The organism is Actinocatenispora sera, assembly GCF_018324685.1.
Lineage (GTDB): Bacteria > Actinomycetota > Actinomycetes > Mycobacteriales > Micromonosporaceae > Actinocatenispora > Actinocatenispora sera.
On sequence record NZ_AP023354.1, the window covers coordinates 2,912,915 to 2,927,768 of the forward strand.

Sequence of the window (14,854 nt, forward strand, 5' to 3'; positions counted from 1 at the left end):
GGATCGGTGACGGCGCGACGGATGAACGCAGTGCACGCTCACCGAGTGACCAGGTGCAGGGCGAGGGTTGGGCAGGCGCGTACCGCGGCTCGCGCAGCGGCCAGCAAAGGCTGCGGCACCGGGCGGGACGGCATGATCGGATAGCCCCACTCGTCCAGGGTGACGAATCCGGCGAGCAGCTCGGCGCACAGTCCGTGTGCCTGGCAGGCGATCGGGTCGACCTGCAGAGTGGTGTTCTTCAGCGCCATGACTGCTGCCCCGAGGTCGGTTGCGGTATCGGCAGGATCGGTGGATGGTGCCGGCAGCTCCGCCCGGCACGGTGCGCCCGGATGTCGGCGGCGAAGACTCGCAGCAACGAACGGACCAACCGCACGGCACCAGTGGGATGGGCACAGGCGCCACGTCCGGAAACCTGGCCAAGGCGCCGGGTGAGTCGATCGCCGAGGTCAGCATCGATGCGCCCGTCCGCGAGGTGCCGCAGATCATCAGCCACCGATGGCAGGCCGAACGTGCACGGCCCGCACTGACCGGCCGACTCGGCAGCGAGGAACGCGACGACGCGGGCGGTCTCGGCAATGGCGCACGCCCACGCCGGCAGCACCATCAGTGCGCCGGCACCGATCGTGGTTGCATCCGGCCCGGCCGGATCATGGCTCAGCGGCAGACTCGGATCACCAACCCAGGTGCCGCCGTACCCGCCGACCAAGGTCGCCGCGACCGGCGTGGTCGCCCCGCCGGCGGCGGCGATCGTGGCCGACAGCGGAGCGCCCAGCTCGATCTCGTACACGCCGGGCCGGGCAACATACCCACCGATGGTCACCAACGCCGTGCCGGGATCGGTGCGGGTGCCGACCGACCGGTACCAGCCCGCCCCGTATCGGGCGATCAGGGCAAGGTGTGCCAGGGTCTCGGCGTTGTCGATCAGTGTCGGCCGGCCGCGCACGCCGCGCTGTTCGGGGCGCGGTGGCCGGGCCGTCGGAAGCGCCTCACCGTCGGTCAGGAACCTGGCCAGCGCCGACGCTTCGCTGGCCACGTACCGATGGGGAAGCTCCGCCAACCGCCAGTCGATGCCGTCGCCGGCGCGCTCGGCCAGGGCCCGGCTCAGGTGCCTGGTGGCCGGATCGCCGCGATGCAGGCAGACCACCGCGGTGTCCGCCCCGAGCGCCCGGGCGGCGAGAGCCGCGCCGTCGAGCACGAGATGCGGCGCGCACCGCAGCAGGGTTGCGTCCTTGTGACTGGCCGGCTCGGACTCGCACGCGTTGACAACGACGTAGGGCCGGCGTCGCCCCGACGCGACGGCGGTGAGCTTACGCGCGGTGGGGAAGCCCGCGCCGCCGCGACCGCGCAGCCCGGCGGTCTCGGTGAGGGCGATCAACTCCCGTGCATCGTGAATCGTCGGCATCGGGCCGTACCGGTTGAGATGGCCCGCCAAGTCGGGCGTGCCGCCGATCAGCAGCCTCGCGGCGCGGGCGATGGGTGTCGTAGCGGTCATCGACGCCTCCGGTCACGGCATCCGGCGATACGGTGCGAGCACGACGCGGGTGATGGCGAGCGCGGCGACCGCGGTCAGGCACCCGATCGTCAGGCCCAACACCCAGCCACCGCCTGAGTCGGTACCGGTACCCCAGGCGTGGATGACGGCGAACGGCCAGCACACGTACCCCAGCCAGTGCAGCGTGCGCCACCATCGGTACCGGATCCGGGTGCGCAGCAGACTGGTCACGATCAGCGCGAGCAGCAGGTCGAACGCGACCGCGCCCAGGCCGAGCCACACCGGCCGATACACCGAACCGAACGGCACCACCGCATCCCACCAACCGATGCCGGCGTACGTGTCGACAACGCTGCTGGCCACGTGCACCACGACAAACGCCACCGCCAGCAGCGACAGGTTCCGGTGCAGCCCGCCGAGCACGAACCGCGGCCATCCTTGCGACGCGGCGCGTAGTGGCCCCAGCAGACCCAGCAGCACGGTGGCAGTCAACAACAGCAACGCCACCACGCCGGTGCCACGTGCGGCATACCAGAGGCTGATCATGCCGGCCACCCGGCGACGGTGACGGCTTGGCCACGCAGATCCACCAGCCGCGCTGGCAGCGCCTGCCGGGCCAACCAGTCCACGGCATCCGCGCCGCGGACCATGGCAGCCGTACTGGCCGCATTGGCGTCAAAGCAGCTGGCTGCGGCGACGGTCACGGTGCGCCAACTGGGCCGGGTGGAGTAGCCGGTACGTGGGTCGACGATGTGATGCACCAGCATCCCGGCTCGACGCCAGGTCCGCCGTTGCACCCCGGAACTGGCGATCCCTCCACCGGTGATGGTGACGACCGGATCGTCCGGCGCCGGTTGCTCGTGATCGTCGCTGACGCCGATCCGCCAGCCGCCGACCGGCGCGCTGCCGGCCACCGACACGTCACCACCGACCGCCACGAGGGTGCCGGTACGACAGCGGTTCGCGCCGCGCCGCGCAGCCCAGTCCGCGGCGAGCGCCTTTGCCGTGGCACCAAGATCCAGTTGCACACCGGGTGGCACCCGCAACAGCTGCTTCGCCGGCCTCCAGCCGATGCGCCTCCAGCCAGGGGCTGGGCGTACCGGCCGTACCGGCGCCGCCGGCGGCATCGCAGCCAGGTCCCGGTCGTAGCCGAGATCGCGCAGCGACACGGTCGGATCGACCAGCCCGTCGGTGGCCGCGGCTACCCGGAGCGCCGCATCGATCAGGGCGGCCAGAACCGCACTCACCGGCCGCCATCCGCCGTCGGTCTCGGCCCGCCGCAGCTCCGAATCGTCCCGGAATCGACTTGCCGCCTGATCCACCGCCGACAGCACCGCCCGGGTGGTCCGCGCGACGGTGAGCACGGCGGCGGGGTCGACCGCGGCGACCACCACCGTGCCACCCCACATCCGGAACCGTGTGGTAGCAGTGCCGATCACGACGCACCCGTGTGGGCGGTTGGCGGCGAGCCGTTCGACGACGATGTCGGCGCCTGTGCCGGCGGTGCCAACCGCCCGTCATCGTGCCGGTCCGACGAACCGTCTTCCGAGTGAGGCTGCGACTCGTCATCGGACGAATGGGCGTCCTTCGTCACGTGCGTCGCGGTCTGGCCGGTCCCGGCGGCGAAGACTCCGGCAAGACCCGCAGCCGCGACGGCCGCACCGGACGCAATGCCAACAGTCACCCGCGACAACCGCCGGCGTCCCCGCCACAGCCGAACCTTCGGGTCGACGCTCATGACCCGCACCTCCACCTTGCTCTACTACTCAGAGTCGGTCGGGCCACCCGGAACAACCTGTTGCTGGTCCAGGAGTTGGCTGAGAGCCCGGCCGTTGATCCGTCTCGCGCGCCGTCTGCTGCGGCGGGTCCCACCGTGACAGCGGTTTATGAAGCGACGATGAGAGCCGATTCACGAGCGGCCGTGACTACGCCGCATTTCCCGACCGACGCGGCAACCAGACGACGAAGCGGGCGCCGCTGGGGTGCACCTGCTCGACCCGGACGGTACCGGCGTGCAGCGCGACCGCCTGCGCGACGATCGCCAGGCCGAGCCCGGAGCCGGGCACCGAGCGGGCGGTGGGTGCCCGGTGGAACCGTTCGAAGATGTGCGGGAGGTCCGCCTCGGCCACGCCTGGCCCCCGGTCGGCGACCGACAGCTCGGCGCCCGGTGTGCCGTCGGTGCCTGCGGCGGCGCGCAGCCGTACCGTGACCGGCGCGCCCGGCGGGCTCCACTTGACGGCGTTGTCGAGCAGGTTCGCCACCATCCGGGTCAGCGAGGTCGCCCGGCCCGGTACCGACACGTGCTCGTAGTCGGCGTCGACGGGTGTCCCGGCAGGCAGCCGCTGCACGGCGAGGTCGACCAGCTCGGCCAGATCGACCGGCTCGACCAGCTCCGCGCCGTGATCGTCGCGCGCAAGGTCGACCAGCTCGCCGACCAGCCGGGTCAGTTCGGCGGTCTGCGTGTCCAGATCGGCCAGCAGCCGGCCGCGGTCGGCGTCGGACAGCTGCCGGTCGCGTTGCCGGTCGGCACGAATCAGCAGCTGGATATTGGTGCGCAGGCTGGTCAGCGGGGTACGAAGCTCGTGCCCGGCGTCCTCGACCAGCAGCCGCTGTGCCGCCCGGGAGGCGCGCAGCGCGGCCAGCATGGTGTTGAACGCGGTAGCCAGGCGGCCGACCTCGTCGCGGCCGGACACGTCGAGACCGGCGTCGACGCTGGTGTCGAGGTCGGTGGTCGCGGTGACGTGCTCGACGGCCGCGGTGAGCCGGTCCACCGGCCGCAGCCCGGCCCGGGCCACCAACGCGCCGACGGCCGCCGCGGCAGCCACCCCGACCACCCCGACGACGAGGATCGCCAGCCCGACTCCGGCCATCGTCTCGTGGGCGCCGTGCAGCGACACCGCGACCTGCACGGCACCACCGCCGGCCGCCCGCCGGGTCAGCATCCGGTAGTCCTCGCCGCGCACCGGTACCTGCTCGAACGCCTCCTGCCCGTGCCCGGTGGCGATCTGGCGCGCCCGACCGGTCACCGGCAGCCCGGTCGCGCCCACCGGCCGCCCGGCACCGTCCAGCACCTGTACCCGCGGGCTGAGGTCGTGATCGTGATCGGGGTCGCCGTGACCGTCGTCGCTGCCCACGACGGTGCGGTGTGCCCACTCGTCCGGCGAGGCTGCGACGGTCTCGGCGTCGCGTCGCAGCGTCTGGTCAACGGACGCGCGGACCTGGTGACCGACCGCGACGAACGCGACCGCCGAGACGCCGACGACCGCCACCGCGACCGCCAGCGCCGCGATCGACGTCAGCCGGGCCCGCAAGGTCAGGCCGCGCCACCGCCGCATCGCGCCCAGCCGTACCCCTGGCCGGCGGGCGGGCCCGGGGCGGTTCACAGCGGTGTTTCCCTCAGTACGTAACCGATGCCGCGCGCCGTGTGCAGCAGCCGCGGCTCGCCGCCGGCCTCCAGCTTGCGCCGCAGGTACCCGACGTACACGTCGAGGCTGTTGGAGGTGGGCGACACGTCACCACCCCAGATCGCCTGCACCACTGTCGAGCGGTACAGCACCTGCCGCGGGTGGCGGAGGAACATCTCCAGGATGGTGAACTCCGTGCGGGTCAGCCGGACCAGTCGCGTGCCGCGGCGCACCTCCCGGGTACCGGTGTCCAGCCGCAGGTCGCCGTAGCCGAGGACCTCCGGCGCGGCGGGCGTGGTGCGGCGCAGCAGCGCCCGGATCCGGGCCAGCAGTTCGGGCAGCGCGAACGGCTTCGCCACATAGTCGTCGGCGCCCGCGTCGAGCCCGGCCACCCGGTCCCGCACCGCATCGGCGGCGGTCAGCATCAGCACCGGTACCGGGTTGCCCGCGGCGCGCAGGGCCCGGCACGTGTCGAGGCCGTCCATTCCGGGCATCCGCACATCGAGCACGAGCAGCTCGACGTCGTGGCCGGCGAACAGCCGCAACGCCGCGGCGCCGTCGATCGCGGTGGCCACCGCGTACCCCTCGAACCGCAGCGCCCTGGCCAGCGCGTCGCGGACCGCTGGCTCGTCGTCGGCCACCCCGATGACCACGCTGAAAGCCTAGTCGTCGTCGTGCCGGTGCGGCGCCGCCTGCTGTGCGAACCGGCTTTGCCAGGCGGCGCGTGCACCGGAGTCGCCGATACGGTAGGTCTGCGTCACGCTGCCGGCGGCCAGTACGACGGTGAGCACGATCAGCACGACCCGCAGCACCGTGCCACCACCGGTGTTCACGCTGCCGTCGGCGAGCGGTGAGGCGGGGATCCGGTGCACGAGCCAGATCGCCGCGCACACGAGGAACAGCCCGCCGACCCAGGGCAGCAGGCCGTCGCCGAGCCGAGTGTGCGCCCGCAGCGCGGCGGTTGGCGGCACCCGGCGCTCGAGCCACTCGCCGGCCTGGGTGGTCAGCGGTACCGCCATCAGGGTGACCAGCGCCAGGATCGGCAGCAGCACGCCGACCCGCCGCCGGAGTGTGGGCCACGCCGCACACAGCACCGCGGCCAGCGCCACCAGCGGCACCAGCACCACGACTATGTGGATGAGCAGCACGTGGGCCGGCAGCCCGGCGATCTCCCCGAACACAACATCTCCCTACGACTCGCGGCAGCTGGCCCGGGCATCCTCGCTGGCCATCATGAAAACCCGATGAGAGGCCGCCACGAAGCACGAGGAGCTGTGGATGCCAGCCCGGCGCCGACGGTCGAGCGCCTGGTTCTGCAGCGTTGGCTGCGTTGGCTGCGCCGGGCACGCCGGCTGCGCCGGGCACGCCGGCTGCGCCGGGCACGCCGGCTGCGCCGGGCACGCCGGCTGCGCCGGGCACGCCGGCTGCGCCGGGCACGCCTTGCTTGCGCGCTCGGCATCGCGGTGATCAACGCGCTGCCAACATCGCCGGTGTCGCGGTGCCGCGAATGTTTGGTGAAGGACGCGACCGGCAGCTTCACCGTCGCGCTCTGGGCTGCCGCCGTCGCACTGCTGATCGCTTCGCTGGCGCCCGTCCGCCCCGGCCGCCCGTCCGCCGGGTGGCGGTTGATCGCTGGGATCGTTCAGTCGAGCAGTGGCTGGAGGTAGCCGACGAGTACCGCTTCGAGTTCGGTGATCATGGCCGGGCGCTCGGCCTCGGTGGCGGCGAGCACGAGCGGGAGCATGGCCGTGAACAGCTGTACGGCGACGCGGGCGTGCCGGTGGCGCTCGGCCGCTGGCGCGTCGGCACAGCGCGCGGCGAACAGGGCGTCGAGGCGAGCGAGCAGGGCGTCGTGCAGGGGCTGTTTGGCGCTCGCGTGCGGGGTTCCGGTGTCGGCAAGCAGTGTCTGGAAGCTCGGGTTGGCCAGATTGAACTCGACGATCGGCCGGGCGAGCTGGCGTACGAGCTGGGGGACCGGCAGTGTGCTCGCCTCGTCGGTGAACGCGGCGGCGTGTGCCGCCCGCAGCGCGGCGATGTGACGTTCGGACAGCGCCTCGGCGATCGCCTGCTTGTTGGCGAAGAACTGGTACAGCGAGCCGGGTGAGATGCCGGCGCGGGCGGCGATCGCGTTGGTGCTGGCCCGCTCGTAGCCGGCTTCGGTGAAGACCTCGGCGGCGGCGTCCAGGATCGACGCGGCCCGCCGCTCACCCCGGGCCTGACGTTTGCGCGGCGTCGTGTCTGGCATGGGCACCCCTTGAAAACGCGAGCACTTGCTCGTATATTCGCTCTAACGCGAGTGATGACTCGTGTTCGAGTGTAGGCCGGGGGGTCGTCATGCAACTCAGGTGGTTGGCAGCGCTCGGCCGGGGGGGTCGCGCACCATCGTCGTGCCGTACTCGCCGCGACGATCGTCCTGGTGCTCGGGCTCGGGGTCGCCGCGGCCGGCGCGTTGAGCACGTTCTCGCTGACGCGCTTCGAGCTGTCCGGGTCAGAATCGTTGCGCGCCAAGCAGATCCTGACACGGCAGTTCGACACCGGCAGCGCCGACGTGGTACTGATGGTGACCGCGAAGCACGGCACCGTCGACGACGCCGCAGTCGCCGCCCGCGGCCGCACGCTCACCCGCCGGCTCGCCGCCCACCCCGGCATCGCCGCCGCCTGGTCGTACTGGACGCGTGCGCGTACGCCAACCCTGCGCGGTACCGACGGTGCCCACGCGCTCGTACTGGCCCGGATGACCGGCGACGTCAACCAACGCCGGTCGGTCACGCTGCCCGCGATCGAGCGGGACCTGGTAGGCGCCGACGATGTGGTCGAGGTCGGGCTCGGCGGCGGCGAACAGGTGTTCCGGCAGGTGGCCGACCAGGCGCGGCGTGACTTCCTGCGAGCCGAGCTGATCATCCTGCCGCTGCTGTTCCTGCTGCTGCTCGCGGTACAGCGCCGGGTGCTCGCCGCGCTGCTGCCGATGGCGGTGGGCGTGATCGCCACTCTCGGCACGCTCGCGGCGTTGCGCGGGCTCGCCGCGTTCACCGAGATCTCCACGTTCGCCGCCAACCTCGCCCTGGTACTTGGGCTCGGCCTCGGCGTCGACTACGGGTTGCTGATGATCAATCGGTTCCGCATCGAGCTGGCGGCCGACCCGGACGGCGCCGTTGGCCGCACCGTGCGTACCGCGGGGCGCACGGTCCTGTTCTCCGGCGTCACGGTGGCGGCGTCGCTGTCGATGTTGCTGCTGTTTCCGTTCCCGTTCCTGCGTTCGTTCGACTACGCGGGGATCGCGGTACTGGCGTTCAGCGTGCTGGCCGCGCTCGTCGTCCTGCCCGCGCTGCTCGCCGTCGCCGGCCCGCGGGTGCTGCGCCGGCGGGTGCCGAGCGACGGGCAGCCCGGCATCGGACTCTGGCGGCGGTTCGCCGAACGGGTCTGGCACCGGCCGATCGCGTACGGCGGCGTGGTGCTCGTGGTGCTGCTCGCGATCGCCGCGCCCACGCTCGGCCTGCGCTTCGGTGACCCCGACGACCGGGTGCTGCCTGCCGGTACCAGCTCGCGGTCGGTCTCCGACCAGATCCGCGCCGGGTTCGCGACCGAGGAGACCGACGTGGTACAGGTCGTCGCGCCGCACACCACCGCCGGCATCGGCGCCTACGCTGGGCGGCTGTCCGAGGTGCCCGGCGTCTACCGGGTCGAGACGGTCACCGGATCCTACGATTCGGGTCGGCGAACCGGCGCCGGCGGCCACGGGTTCGTGGCCGGTGGCGGAACCTATCTCGCGGTGTTCGTGGCAGAACAGCGGCTGCTGCGCGATCCCGACGCGGTGATCGGGGCGATCCGTGCGGTGCCGGCGCCGGGGCCGGTGCTCGTCGGCGGGTACCCGGCCGAGCTGACGGACTTCCGGGCCGGGCTCACCGAGCGGATGCCACTGGTGCTGGGGCTGGGACTGCTTGCCACCGCAGTGATCCTGTTCGCGATGACGCGCAGCATCCTGTTGCCGCTCAAGGCAAGCCTGCTCAACGCGCTCAGTCTCGCGGTCATGTTCGGCGTACTCGTCTGGGTGTTCCAGCAGGGGCACCTGTCCGGCGCGCTCGGGTTCACCGCCACCGGGACACTCGATACGACGATCCCGATCCTGATGTTCTGCGTCGTGTACGGGCTGTCCATGGACTACGAGGTGTTCCTGCTCGACCGCATCATCGAGGAGTACCGGCGAAGCGGGGACACCAGACAGGCGGTCGTCACCGGGATCGGTGCGACGGGACCTCTGGTCACTGCCGCGGCCCTGCTGCTGGCGGCGTCGTTCGCGGTGTACGCCTCGTCCGGCGTGGTGTACTGAAGATGCTCGGAATCGGCGCCGCGGTCGCCATCGTGCTTGACGCGACCGCGATTCGCGGGATCCTGATGCCGGCCCTGATGCGGCTCGCCGGCCGCGCCAACTGGTGGTCACCCCGCCGCCGACGTCCTCGGACACCAGATCCGGCGCCCACCACCGGCCAGCACCAGCACCTGTCCTCCTCGGCCGAACCGACTACTGCCGGCTGATCGCAGACCCGTGTCCCTCCTGCGATCGCGTCCACCGTCCCCGCGCGGAGACCGTTGTCAGCCGGTTGCGGTGGTGCGCTCACGCCGGCGCCGCTCAGCTCACAGAGTGTTCCGCGCCGGAAGATCGGCGGTACCGGAAACCGCTGGTGCGGCGAGGCTGGCCAGCAGAAGCAGGGTGGTGGCGGCTTCGGATCCGGGCGGCGCGCTGTAGATCATCATGGTCATGTCGGGATCGTCGGGTGCCCGCATGGCGACGTAGTCCAGGGCGAGCTCGCCGAGCTGGGGATGGTTGAACCGCTTGCGGCCGCGGGTCTTGCCGCGCACGTTGTGGTCTGCCCACAGGCGGCGGAACTCCGCGCTCCCCAAGGAGAGTTCCCCGACCAGGGAGGCCAGCCGAGGGTCGTCCGGGTGGCGACCGGCATCCAGACGAAGGTTGGAGACGGTGTCGCGGGCCTTGCTCTCCCAGTCGGGGTACAGATCCTTGGCCGCGTCGTCGAGGAAGACCAGGCGGGCCATGTTCCGCTCGGCTGCCGGCAGCGCGGGGAACTCGGCAATCAGGGCCCGGGCCAGGTCGTTCCAGGCGAGGATGTCCAGACGCCGGCCGATGATGTAGGCGGGAACGGTGGTGAGGGCCTGCAGGGCCTGACGCATCTCGGGGCCCACCTGCTGCGGGCGGCTGGGGCGCCTGCGGGTACGGGTGGGTTGGGCGAGGTTGTGCAGGTGGGCGCGCTCGTCACCGTCGAGTCGCAGGGCGGTGGCGACCGCGTCCAGGATGTCGGGGGAGGCGTTGCGGGCCCGGCCCTGTTCCAGGCGGGTGTAGTAGTCGACGCTCACGCCGGCCAGCAGGGCCAGTTCCTCGCGACGCAGGCCGGGCACGCGCCGCTGGCCGCCGAAGTTGCCCACGCCGACCTCCTCGGGGCGCAGCCGGGCGCGCCGGGACTTGAGGAACTCGCTGAGCTGCTGGGCACGATCCATGCTCCCAGTGTCGGTGATGGCCGTGCCGCCCTGCCTGGTCCTGCCAGACCCAGGCAGGGCGACCCCGGGTTGCGCGGAGCTCTGGGTGCTCGGCAGCCGGGCGCCCAGGATGGAGTTCGTTCGCCGGCGAACAACGCCACCCATCGCACCGGATCAGGAGCCGTCCCATGTCGAACACCCTCACGATCATCGCCCGCTTCACGCCAAGCCGGGCCAGGAGCAGCGGCTGCGCGACGCGCTGGAGGCGATGATCGCGCCGTCGGTGGCCGAGGAGGGCTGCCTCGGCTACCAGCCGTACGCCGACCCGAACCGCGCCGACCGCATGGTCATCGTCGAGGAGTGGGTCAGCGCAGCGGCCCTGGACCACCACTTCTCGCTGCCGCACTTCACGCACGTCGCCCAGGTCCTGGGCGAGATCCTCGCCGAGCCGTTCACCCTGCGCCGCCTGACCGACGTCCCCGCCTGAGACCCAGCACCAGACGACCGCACCCGCCGTGGCCGTGCTCTCGCGAACGGCAGAGGACACGGCCCGGTGGGCCGGATAACGACGGCTCGACGCGGTTCTGCAGCCGCCTGCCGCACCGGGCCGCCGCGGGCCGGCATCCCGGGTCAAACCCGACGTCCAGCGCGTTCGCGACCGTCCGTGGGCGGCCGCGATGAATGACACCAGGCCGGGCGAACTGCGCGGTGGACACCAGCCCTCGGGATGCGGCGACCGCATCCGGTACGCGCTGCCCGCGGTGCCACACCGCGCGCGGCGGCGAGTGGTCGGTCCCCGTGCCGTACGGGCTGTCGGGCGCGACGACCGGTCCGGCAAGTCCCTCCGTTCAGCCCTGCTCGCGACACGGTGGGCCGCATACTCTGAGCTAGGGGACCTACCACATCGCGTCGTCACGCTGGCCGATGTCGCCGTGAACCGTGGGGTATCGGCGAGACGATGCCCGAGCGCGGGATGGCCGGCACCGTGCGAGGGCGCGCCGGCGGCGCGAGGGCCTCCCGCCACGCCGCGGGGCGGCGCGACGGTGTCCTGCCACGGCGGGCCGGCCAGCGGCGATGTCGTGCGGCCGTTCCGCAGCGGCAGGCGGGTCGGTGGTAGGGGGCGCGGGCGCGTGGCCATGGCGCGCCGGCACCACGTCCGTGGGGAGCCACATGATGCAGACCACCGACACAGGCACCGACGGCCCGCCCGAACGGCCGCCGGCCGCATCGGCCGCCGAGCCAGGCACCGACGGCCCGCCCGAACGGCCGCCGGCCGCATCGACCGCCGAGCCACGCACCGAGAGCCCACCCGAAACGCCGGCCACCGACACTGCCCCCGATACGGGCGAGGAACGCTCACCCGCCCGGCTCGCGGTGGGGCTCGTCCTGTTCGCCGCCGACCGGCTCAGAATCCGCGATGCGGTGCCGGCCCCGGCGCGTACCGCGCTGACCACGTCGCTCGGTCTGGCGGGCGAGGCCGCCGGCGCCGTACGACACCGGCGGCGAGAAGCGATGCGCACCGTACGGGCGGTCGCGGGCACCGTCGACCGGCTGGCGAACCGGTTCGCCGACGACCACCAGACGCTGACCGCACCGGCCCGCCGCGGCACGACCGCGGTACGCGACCGCCTCGACCGGGCCCGCCGGGCCGGCGATGCGGCCGTCGACGCCGGCCGTGCCGATGCCGAGAAGTACGTGGCGGGCCGCATCGAGGACACGCTCACCTGGGCCGGTCGTCGAGTCCTGCCACCGATGCTGGACATGGCCGTGCCGCAACTGATCGACGACATCGTCCCGCGCATCCTCGAGGGCGTGCTGCCGCACATCCGCAACCGGCTGGTACCGGCCATCATCGACGATCTCGCCGACGACCCCGCCGTACGCGATCTCGTCCGGGAGCAGAGCCGCGGCCTGGCCGCCGCCGCGGCGGCACAGATCCAGGACGCGACCGGGACGGCGGACGATCGCATCGAGACCGGCCTGCGGCGGCTGTTCGGCGGGCACCGGTGACCGCACCGGCCGATCGCCACGATTTCGCCGGCCTGGTGACGCGGCTGACCGGGCTGGTCACCGACGCCGTCCTGCTGACCCTCGCCAGCCTCACCATCGGCAGCCTTCCGCCGGCCGTCTGGCAGCAACTGGTCGGGGGCGAACCGCGCTGGCTCGACCTGCTGTCCGCAGCGGTCGCCGCGGTGTGCCCGTGGGCGTACTTCGCCGCGTGCTGGACGCTGACCGGCACCACGATCGGCGGGCTGCTCGTCGGTGCCCGCACCTGCCGACCGGACGGCCGCCCCCTCGGGCCGGTCCGCGCCGCGGTGCGCGCGTTCGTCGGCCTCGCGGTGGCGCCGCTCTGGCTCGTCGGCATGCTGGGAGTGCTCACCGACCGGCGCCGGCGGGCCTGGCACGACCGGCTGTTCGGCACCGTCGTGCGCCGCACCAGCGTCGGCCTGTCGCCGACCGGTCGCGGGCGCAGCCGACCACCAGTACGCCGGACCGGCCCGGCCGGCCGCATCGCGCGCTGACCGCAGGTACCAGCGGGAAAGGCGACGAGGATGACAGCGACGGTACGCGCCGGCACAGCGTCGAGGCTGGTGCTGCTCACGCTGGCCTCGGCGCAGTTCCTGATGACCCTCGACAGTTCGGTGATGAACGTGTCGATCGCGACCGTCGCCGCGGACCTGAACACCACCGTGACCGGCATCCAGACCGCGATCACGCTGTACACGCTGGTGATGGCGTCGCTGATGATCACCGGCGCGAAGGCGGGCGAGATCCTCGGTCGACGTCGCGCGTTCGAGGTCGGCTGCGTGGTGTACGCGCTGGGATCGTTCACCACCGCCATCGCACCGAACCTGCCCGTACTGCTGCTCGGATGGTCGTTTTTGGAAGGCATCGGCGCCGCACTGATCATGCCGGCGATCGTCGCGCTGGTCGCATCGAACTTCGACCAGTCCCAACGACCCCGTGCCTACGGGCTGGTCGCCGCCGCCGGCGCGATCGCGGTCGCCGCCGGCCCGCTGATCGGCGGGCTGCTCACCACGTACGCCTCCTGGCGGTGGGTGTTCGCCGGCGAAGTCGTCATCGTCGTGGCGATCCTGCTGCTCGCACGGCGACTGACCGACGCCCGGCCCGAGCGCACCGCGCACCTGGACCTGGTGGGTACCGGCCTGTCCACGCTCGGGCTCGCCCTGGTCGTGCTGGGCATCCTGCGCGCCGGCGCCTGGGGCTTCGTGAACCCCAAACCGGGCGCACCGTCCTGGCTCGGACTGTCTCCCGTCCTCTGGCTGGTACTCGCCGGTGGCTGCGTGCTGCTCGCCTTCCTCGCGTGGGAACGCCACCGGCAGCGCGGGCACGCCGACGTACTCGTCGATCCCGCGCTGTTGCGCATCCGGCACCTGCGTGGTGGGCTCGTGTCGTTCTTCTTCCAGTACCTGTTGCAGGCCGGTCTGTTCTTCGCGATACCGCTGTTCCTGTCCGTCGCGCTCGGACTGTCGGCGGTCGCCACCGGGGTACGGCTGCTGCCGCTGTCGATCGCGCTGCTCGCCACCGCGGTCGGAGTACCGAAGCTGTTCCCGAACGTGTCGCCCCGCCGCGTGGTTCGCCTCGGCTTCCTCGCACTCTTCGCGGGCGTCGTGGCGCTCCTTGCGTCCCTGGACGCCGGTGTCGGCCCCGAGGTGGTCACCTGGCCGCTGATCCTCGCCGGAATCGGGGTGGGCGCGCTGGCCTCCCAGCTCGGCAGCGTCACCGTGTCGTCGGTCGGCGACGAGAAGAGTACCGAGGTCGGCGGCCTGCAGAACACCGTGACGAACCTCGGCGCGTCCATCGGTACCGCACTCGCCGGCGCCGTCCTGATCGCCGCACTCAGCTCGTCGTTCTTCGGCGGTATCGCGGCCAACCCGGCCGTACCGGAGAACCTGTCGTCGCGCGCGCAGGTCGAACTCGCCGGCGGCGTACCGTTCCTGTCCGACCGGGACCTGTCCGCGGCGCTGGACAAGGCGGGCGTCACCGAGCCGACCAAGTCCGCGATCGTCGAGGAGAACGAGGCCGCCCGGCTGGCCGGGTTGCGTTCGGCTCTGGCCGTACTGGCCGGCGCCGCCCTCGTCGCTCTGCTGGTCACCCGCGGCATCCCACGCCGTCAGCCAGGCACCGAGCCCTGACAGCTGTCCGGCCCGGGATGCCGGCAGCACGAACCTGAACGACAGCGCTCCCGAGGCCGGGCGGGTTGAGCTGCTGTCCGTCGTCGCCCAGCCCGCCGGGGCCCAACAGCGGGTCAGGTGCCAGCGGTCGACTCGACGTTTCGTTCGAAAGGCAGCGCGACCAGCGCCATCCTGCCCATATCGCACCGAATTGTCCGAGCCCGCGCGAAGGCGCGCCGCGAGCCCGTCTGCTGGCCGCGCCCGGGGCGACCACGCGGCCGATCGCGACGCCGTTGCCGTGCCGCTGCCTGAACCGGCCCGGTTGCGTACCCGGT

At 72.4% G+C, this 14,854-nt stretch carries 16 protein-coding genes; 6 read left to right on the top strand and 10 right to left on the bottom strand.

From position 1 onward, the window contains the following. Positions 1–38 precede the first annotated feature (38 nt). The 9 genes from Asera_RS13930 to Asera_RS13970 form a co-directional block, all read right to left on the bottom strand. A complete protein-coding gene (locus Asera_RS13930; RefSeq protein ID WP_030449637.1) occupies positions 39–248 on the bottom strand; it encodes a ferredoxin in 210 nt (69 codons plus the stop codon). Further along, positions 239–1,492, bottom strand: coding sequence for an NADH-ubiquinone oxidoreductase-F iron-sulfur binding region domain-containing protein (locus Asera_RS13935; RefSeq protein ID WP_051803036.1), 1,254 nt, complete (start codon positions 1,490–1,492; stop codon positions 239–241). The genes Asera_RS13930 and Asera_RS13935 overlap by 10 nt, the downstream gene beginning before the upstream one ends. Positions 1,493–1,504: 12 nt before the next feature. Beyond that, positions 1,505–2,038 carry a ferric reductase-like transmembrane domain-containing protein gene (locus Asera_RS13940; RefSeq protein WP_030449639.1) on the bottom strand — a complete coding sequence of 178 codons (534 nt, stop codon included), beginning with the start codon at positions 2,036–2,038 and terminating at the stop codon, positions 1,505–1,507. Continuing rightward, entirely contained in the window at positions 2,035–2,931 is an 897-nt protein-coding gene (locus Asera_RS13945; protein WP_030449640.1) for an FAD:protein FMN transferase, read from the bottom strand. Before Asera_RS13945 ends, Asera_RS13940 begins: the two co-directional genes overlap by 4 nt. Then, positions 2,928–3,230: a hypothetical protein gene (locus Asera_RS13950; protein WP_157035187.1), complete on the bottom strand. Its 303-nt coding sequence runs from the start codon at positions 3,228–3,230 to the stop codon at positions 2,928–2,930. Before Asera_RS13950 ends, Asera_RS13945 begins: the two co-directional genes overlap by 4 nt. A gap of 187 nt (positions 3,231–3,417) precedes the next feature. Beyond that, complete coding sequence (locus Asera_RS13955; protein ID WP_030449641.1) at positions 3,418–4,827, bottom strand: HAMP domain-containing sensor histidine kinase; 1,410 nt, start codon at positions 4,825–4,827, stop codon at positions 3,418–3,420. Positions 4,828–4,871: 44 nt separating this feature from the next. After that, positions 4,872–5,549, bottom strand: coding sequence for a response regulator transcription factor (locus Asera_RS13960; RefSeq protein WP_030449642.1), 678 nt, complete (start codon positions 5,547–5,549; stop codon positions 4,872–4,874). Between the two features lie 9 nt (positions 5,550–5,558). Continuing rightward, positions 5,559–6,077, bottom strand: a complete 519-nt coding sequence (locus tag Asera_RS13965; RefSeq protein ID WP_030449643.1) for a DUF2231 domain-containing protein — start codon at positions 6,075–6,077, stop codon at positions 5,559–5,561. 461 nt (positions 6,078–6,538) lie between these two features. Beyond that, positions 6,539–7,141: a TetR/AcrR family transcriptional regulator gene (locus Asera_RS13970; protein WP_030449645.1), complete on the bottom strand. Its 603-nt coding sequence runs from the start codon at positions 7,139–7,141 to the stop codon at positions 6,539–6,541. A gap of 171 nt (positions 7,142–7,312) precedes the next feature. On the opposite strand from Asera_RS13970, the gene Asera_RS13975 reads away from it, so the two are divergent. Next, positions 7,313–9,223 carry an MMPL family transporter gene (locus Asera_RS13975; RefSeq protein ID WP_169745923.1) on the top strand — a complete coding sequence of 637 codons (1,911 nt, stop codon included), beginning with the start codon at positions 7,313–7,315 and terminating at the stop codon, positions 9,221–9,223. 2 nt (positions 9,224–9,225) lie between these two features. Continuing rightward, entirely contained in the window at positions 9,226–9,429 is a 204-nt protein-coding gene (locus Asera_RS33935) for an MMPL family transporter (protein WP_157035190.1), read from the top strand. A gap of 99 nt (positions 9,430–9,528) precedes the next feature. Here Asera_RS33935 and Asera_RS13985 read toward each other — a convergent pair whose 3' ends face one another. Continuing rightward, the gene (locus Asera_RS13985; protein WP_030449646.1) at positions 9,529–10,404 is read right to left on the bottom strand and encodes a helix-turn-helix transcriptional regulator; all 876 of its coding nucleotides are present in this window, start codon (positions 10,402–10,404) and stop codon (positions 9,529–9,531) included. A gap of 85 nt (positions 10,405–10,489) precedes the next feature. Between Asera_RS13985 and Asera_RS13990 the strand changes: the two genes are divergently transcribed. The 4 genes from Asera_RS13990 to Asera_RS14005 all read left to right on the top strand — a co-directional run bounded on the left by Asera_RS13990 (position 10,490) and on the right by Asera_RS14005 (position 14,540). Then, positions 10,490–10,870, top strand: coding sequence for a putative quinol monooxygenase (locus tag Asera_RS13990; RefSeq protein ID WP_211255800.1), 381 nt, complete (start codon positions 10,490–10,492; stop codon positions 10,868–10,870). Positions 10,871–11,553: 683 nt separating this feature from the next. Continuing rightward, on the top strand, positions 11,554–12,393 hold the full coding sequence (locus Asera_RS13995; protein WP_030449647.1) for a hypothetical protein: 840 nt from the start codon (positions 11,554–11,556) through the stop codon (positions 12,391–12,393). A gap of 35 nt (positions 12,394–12,428) precedes the next feature. Next, complete coding sequence (locus tag Asera_RS14000; protein ID WP_169745924.1) at positions 12,429–12,905, top strand: RDD family protein; 477 nt, start codon at positions 12,429–12,431, stop codon at positions 12,903–12,905. Positions 12,906–12,935: 30 nt separating this feature from the next. After that, positions 12,936–14,540, top strand: a complete 1,605-nt coding sequence (locus tag Asera_RS14005; protein WP_030449649.1) for an MFS transporter — start codon at positions 12,936–12,938, stop codon at positions 14,538–14,540. Positions 14,541–14,854: the final 314 nt, after the last annotated feature.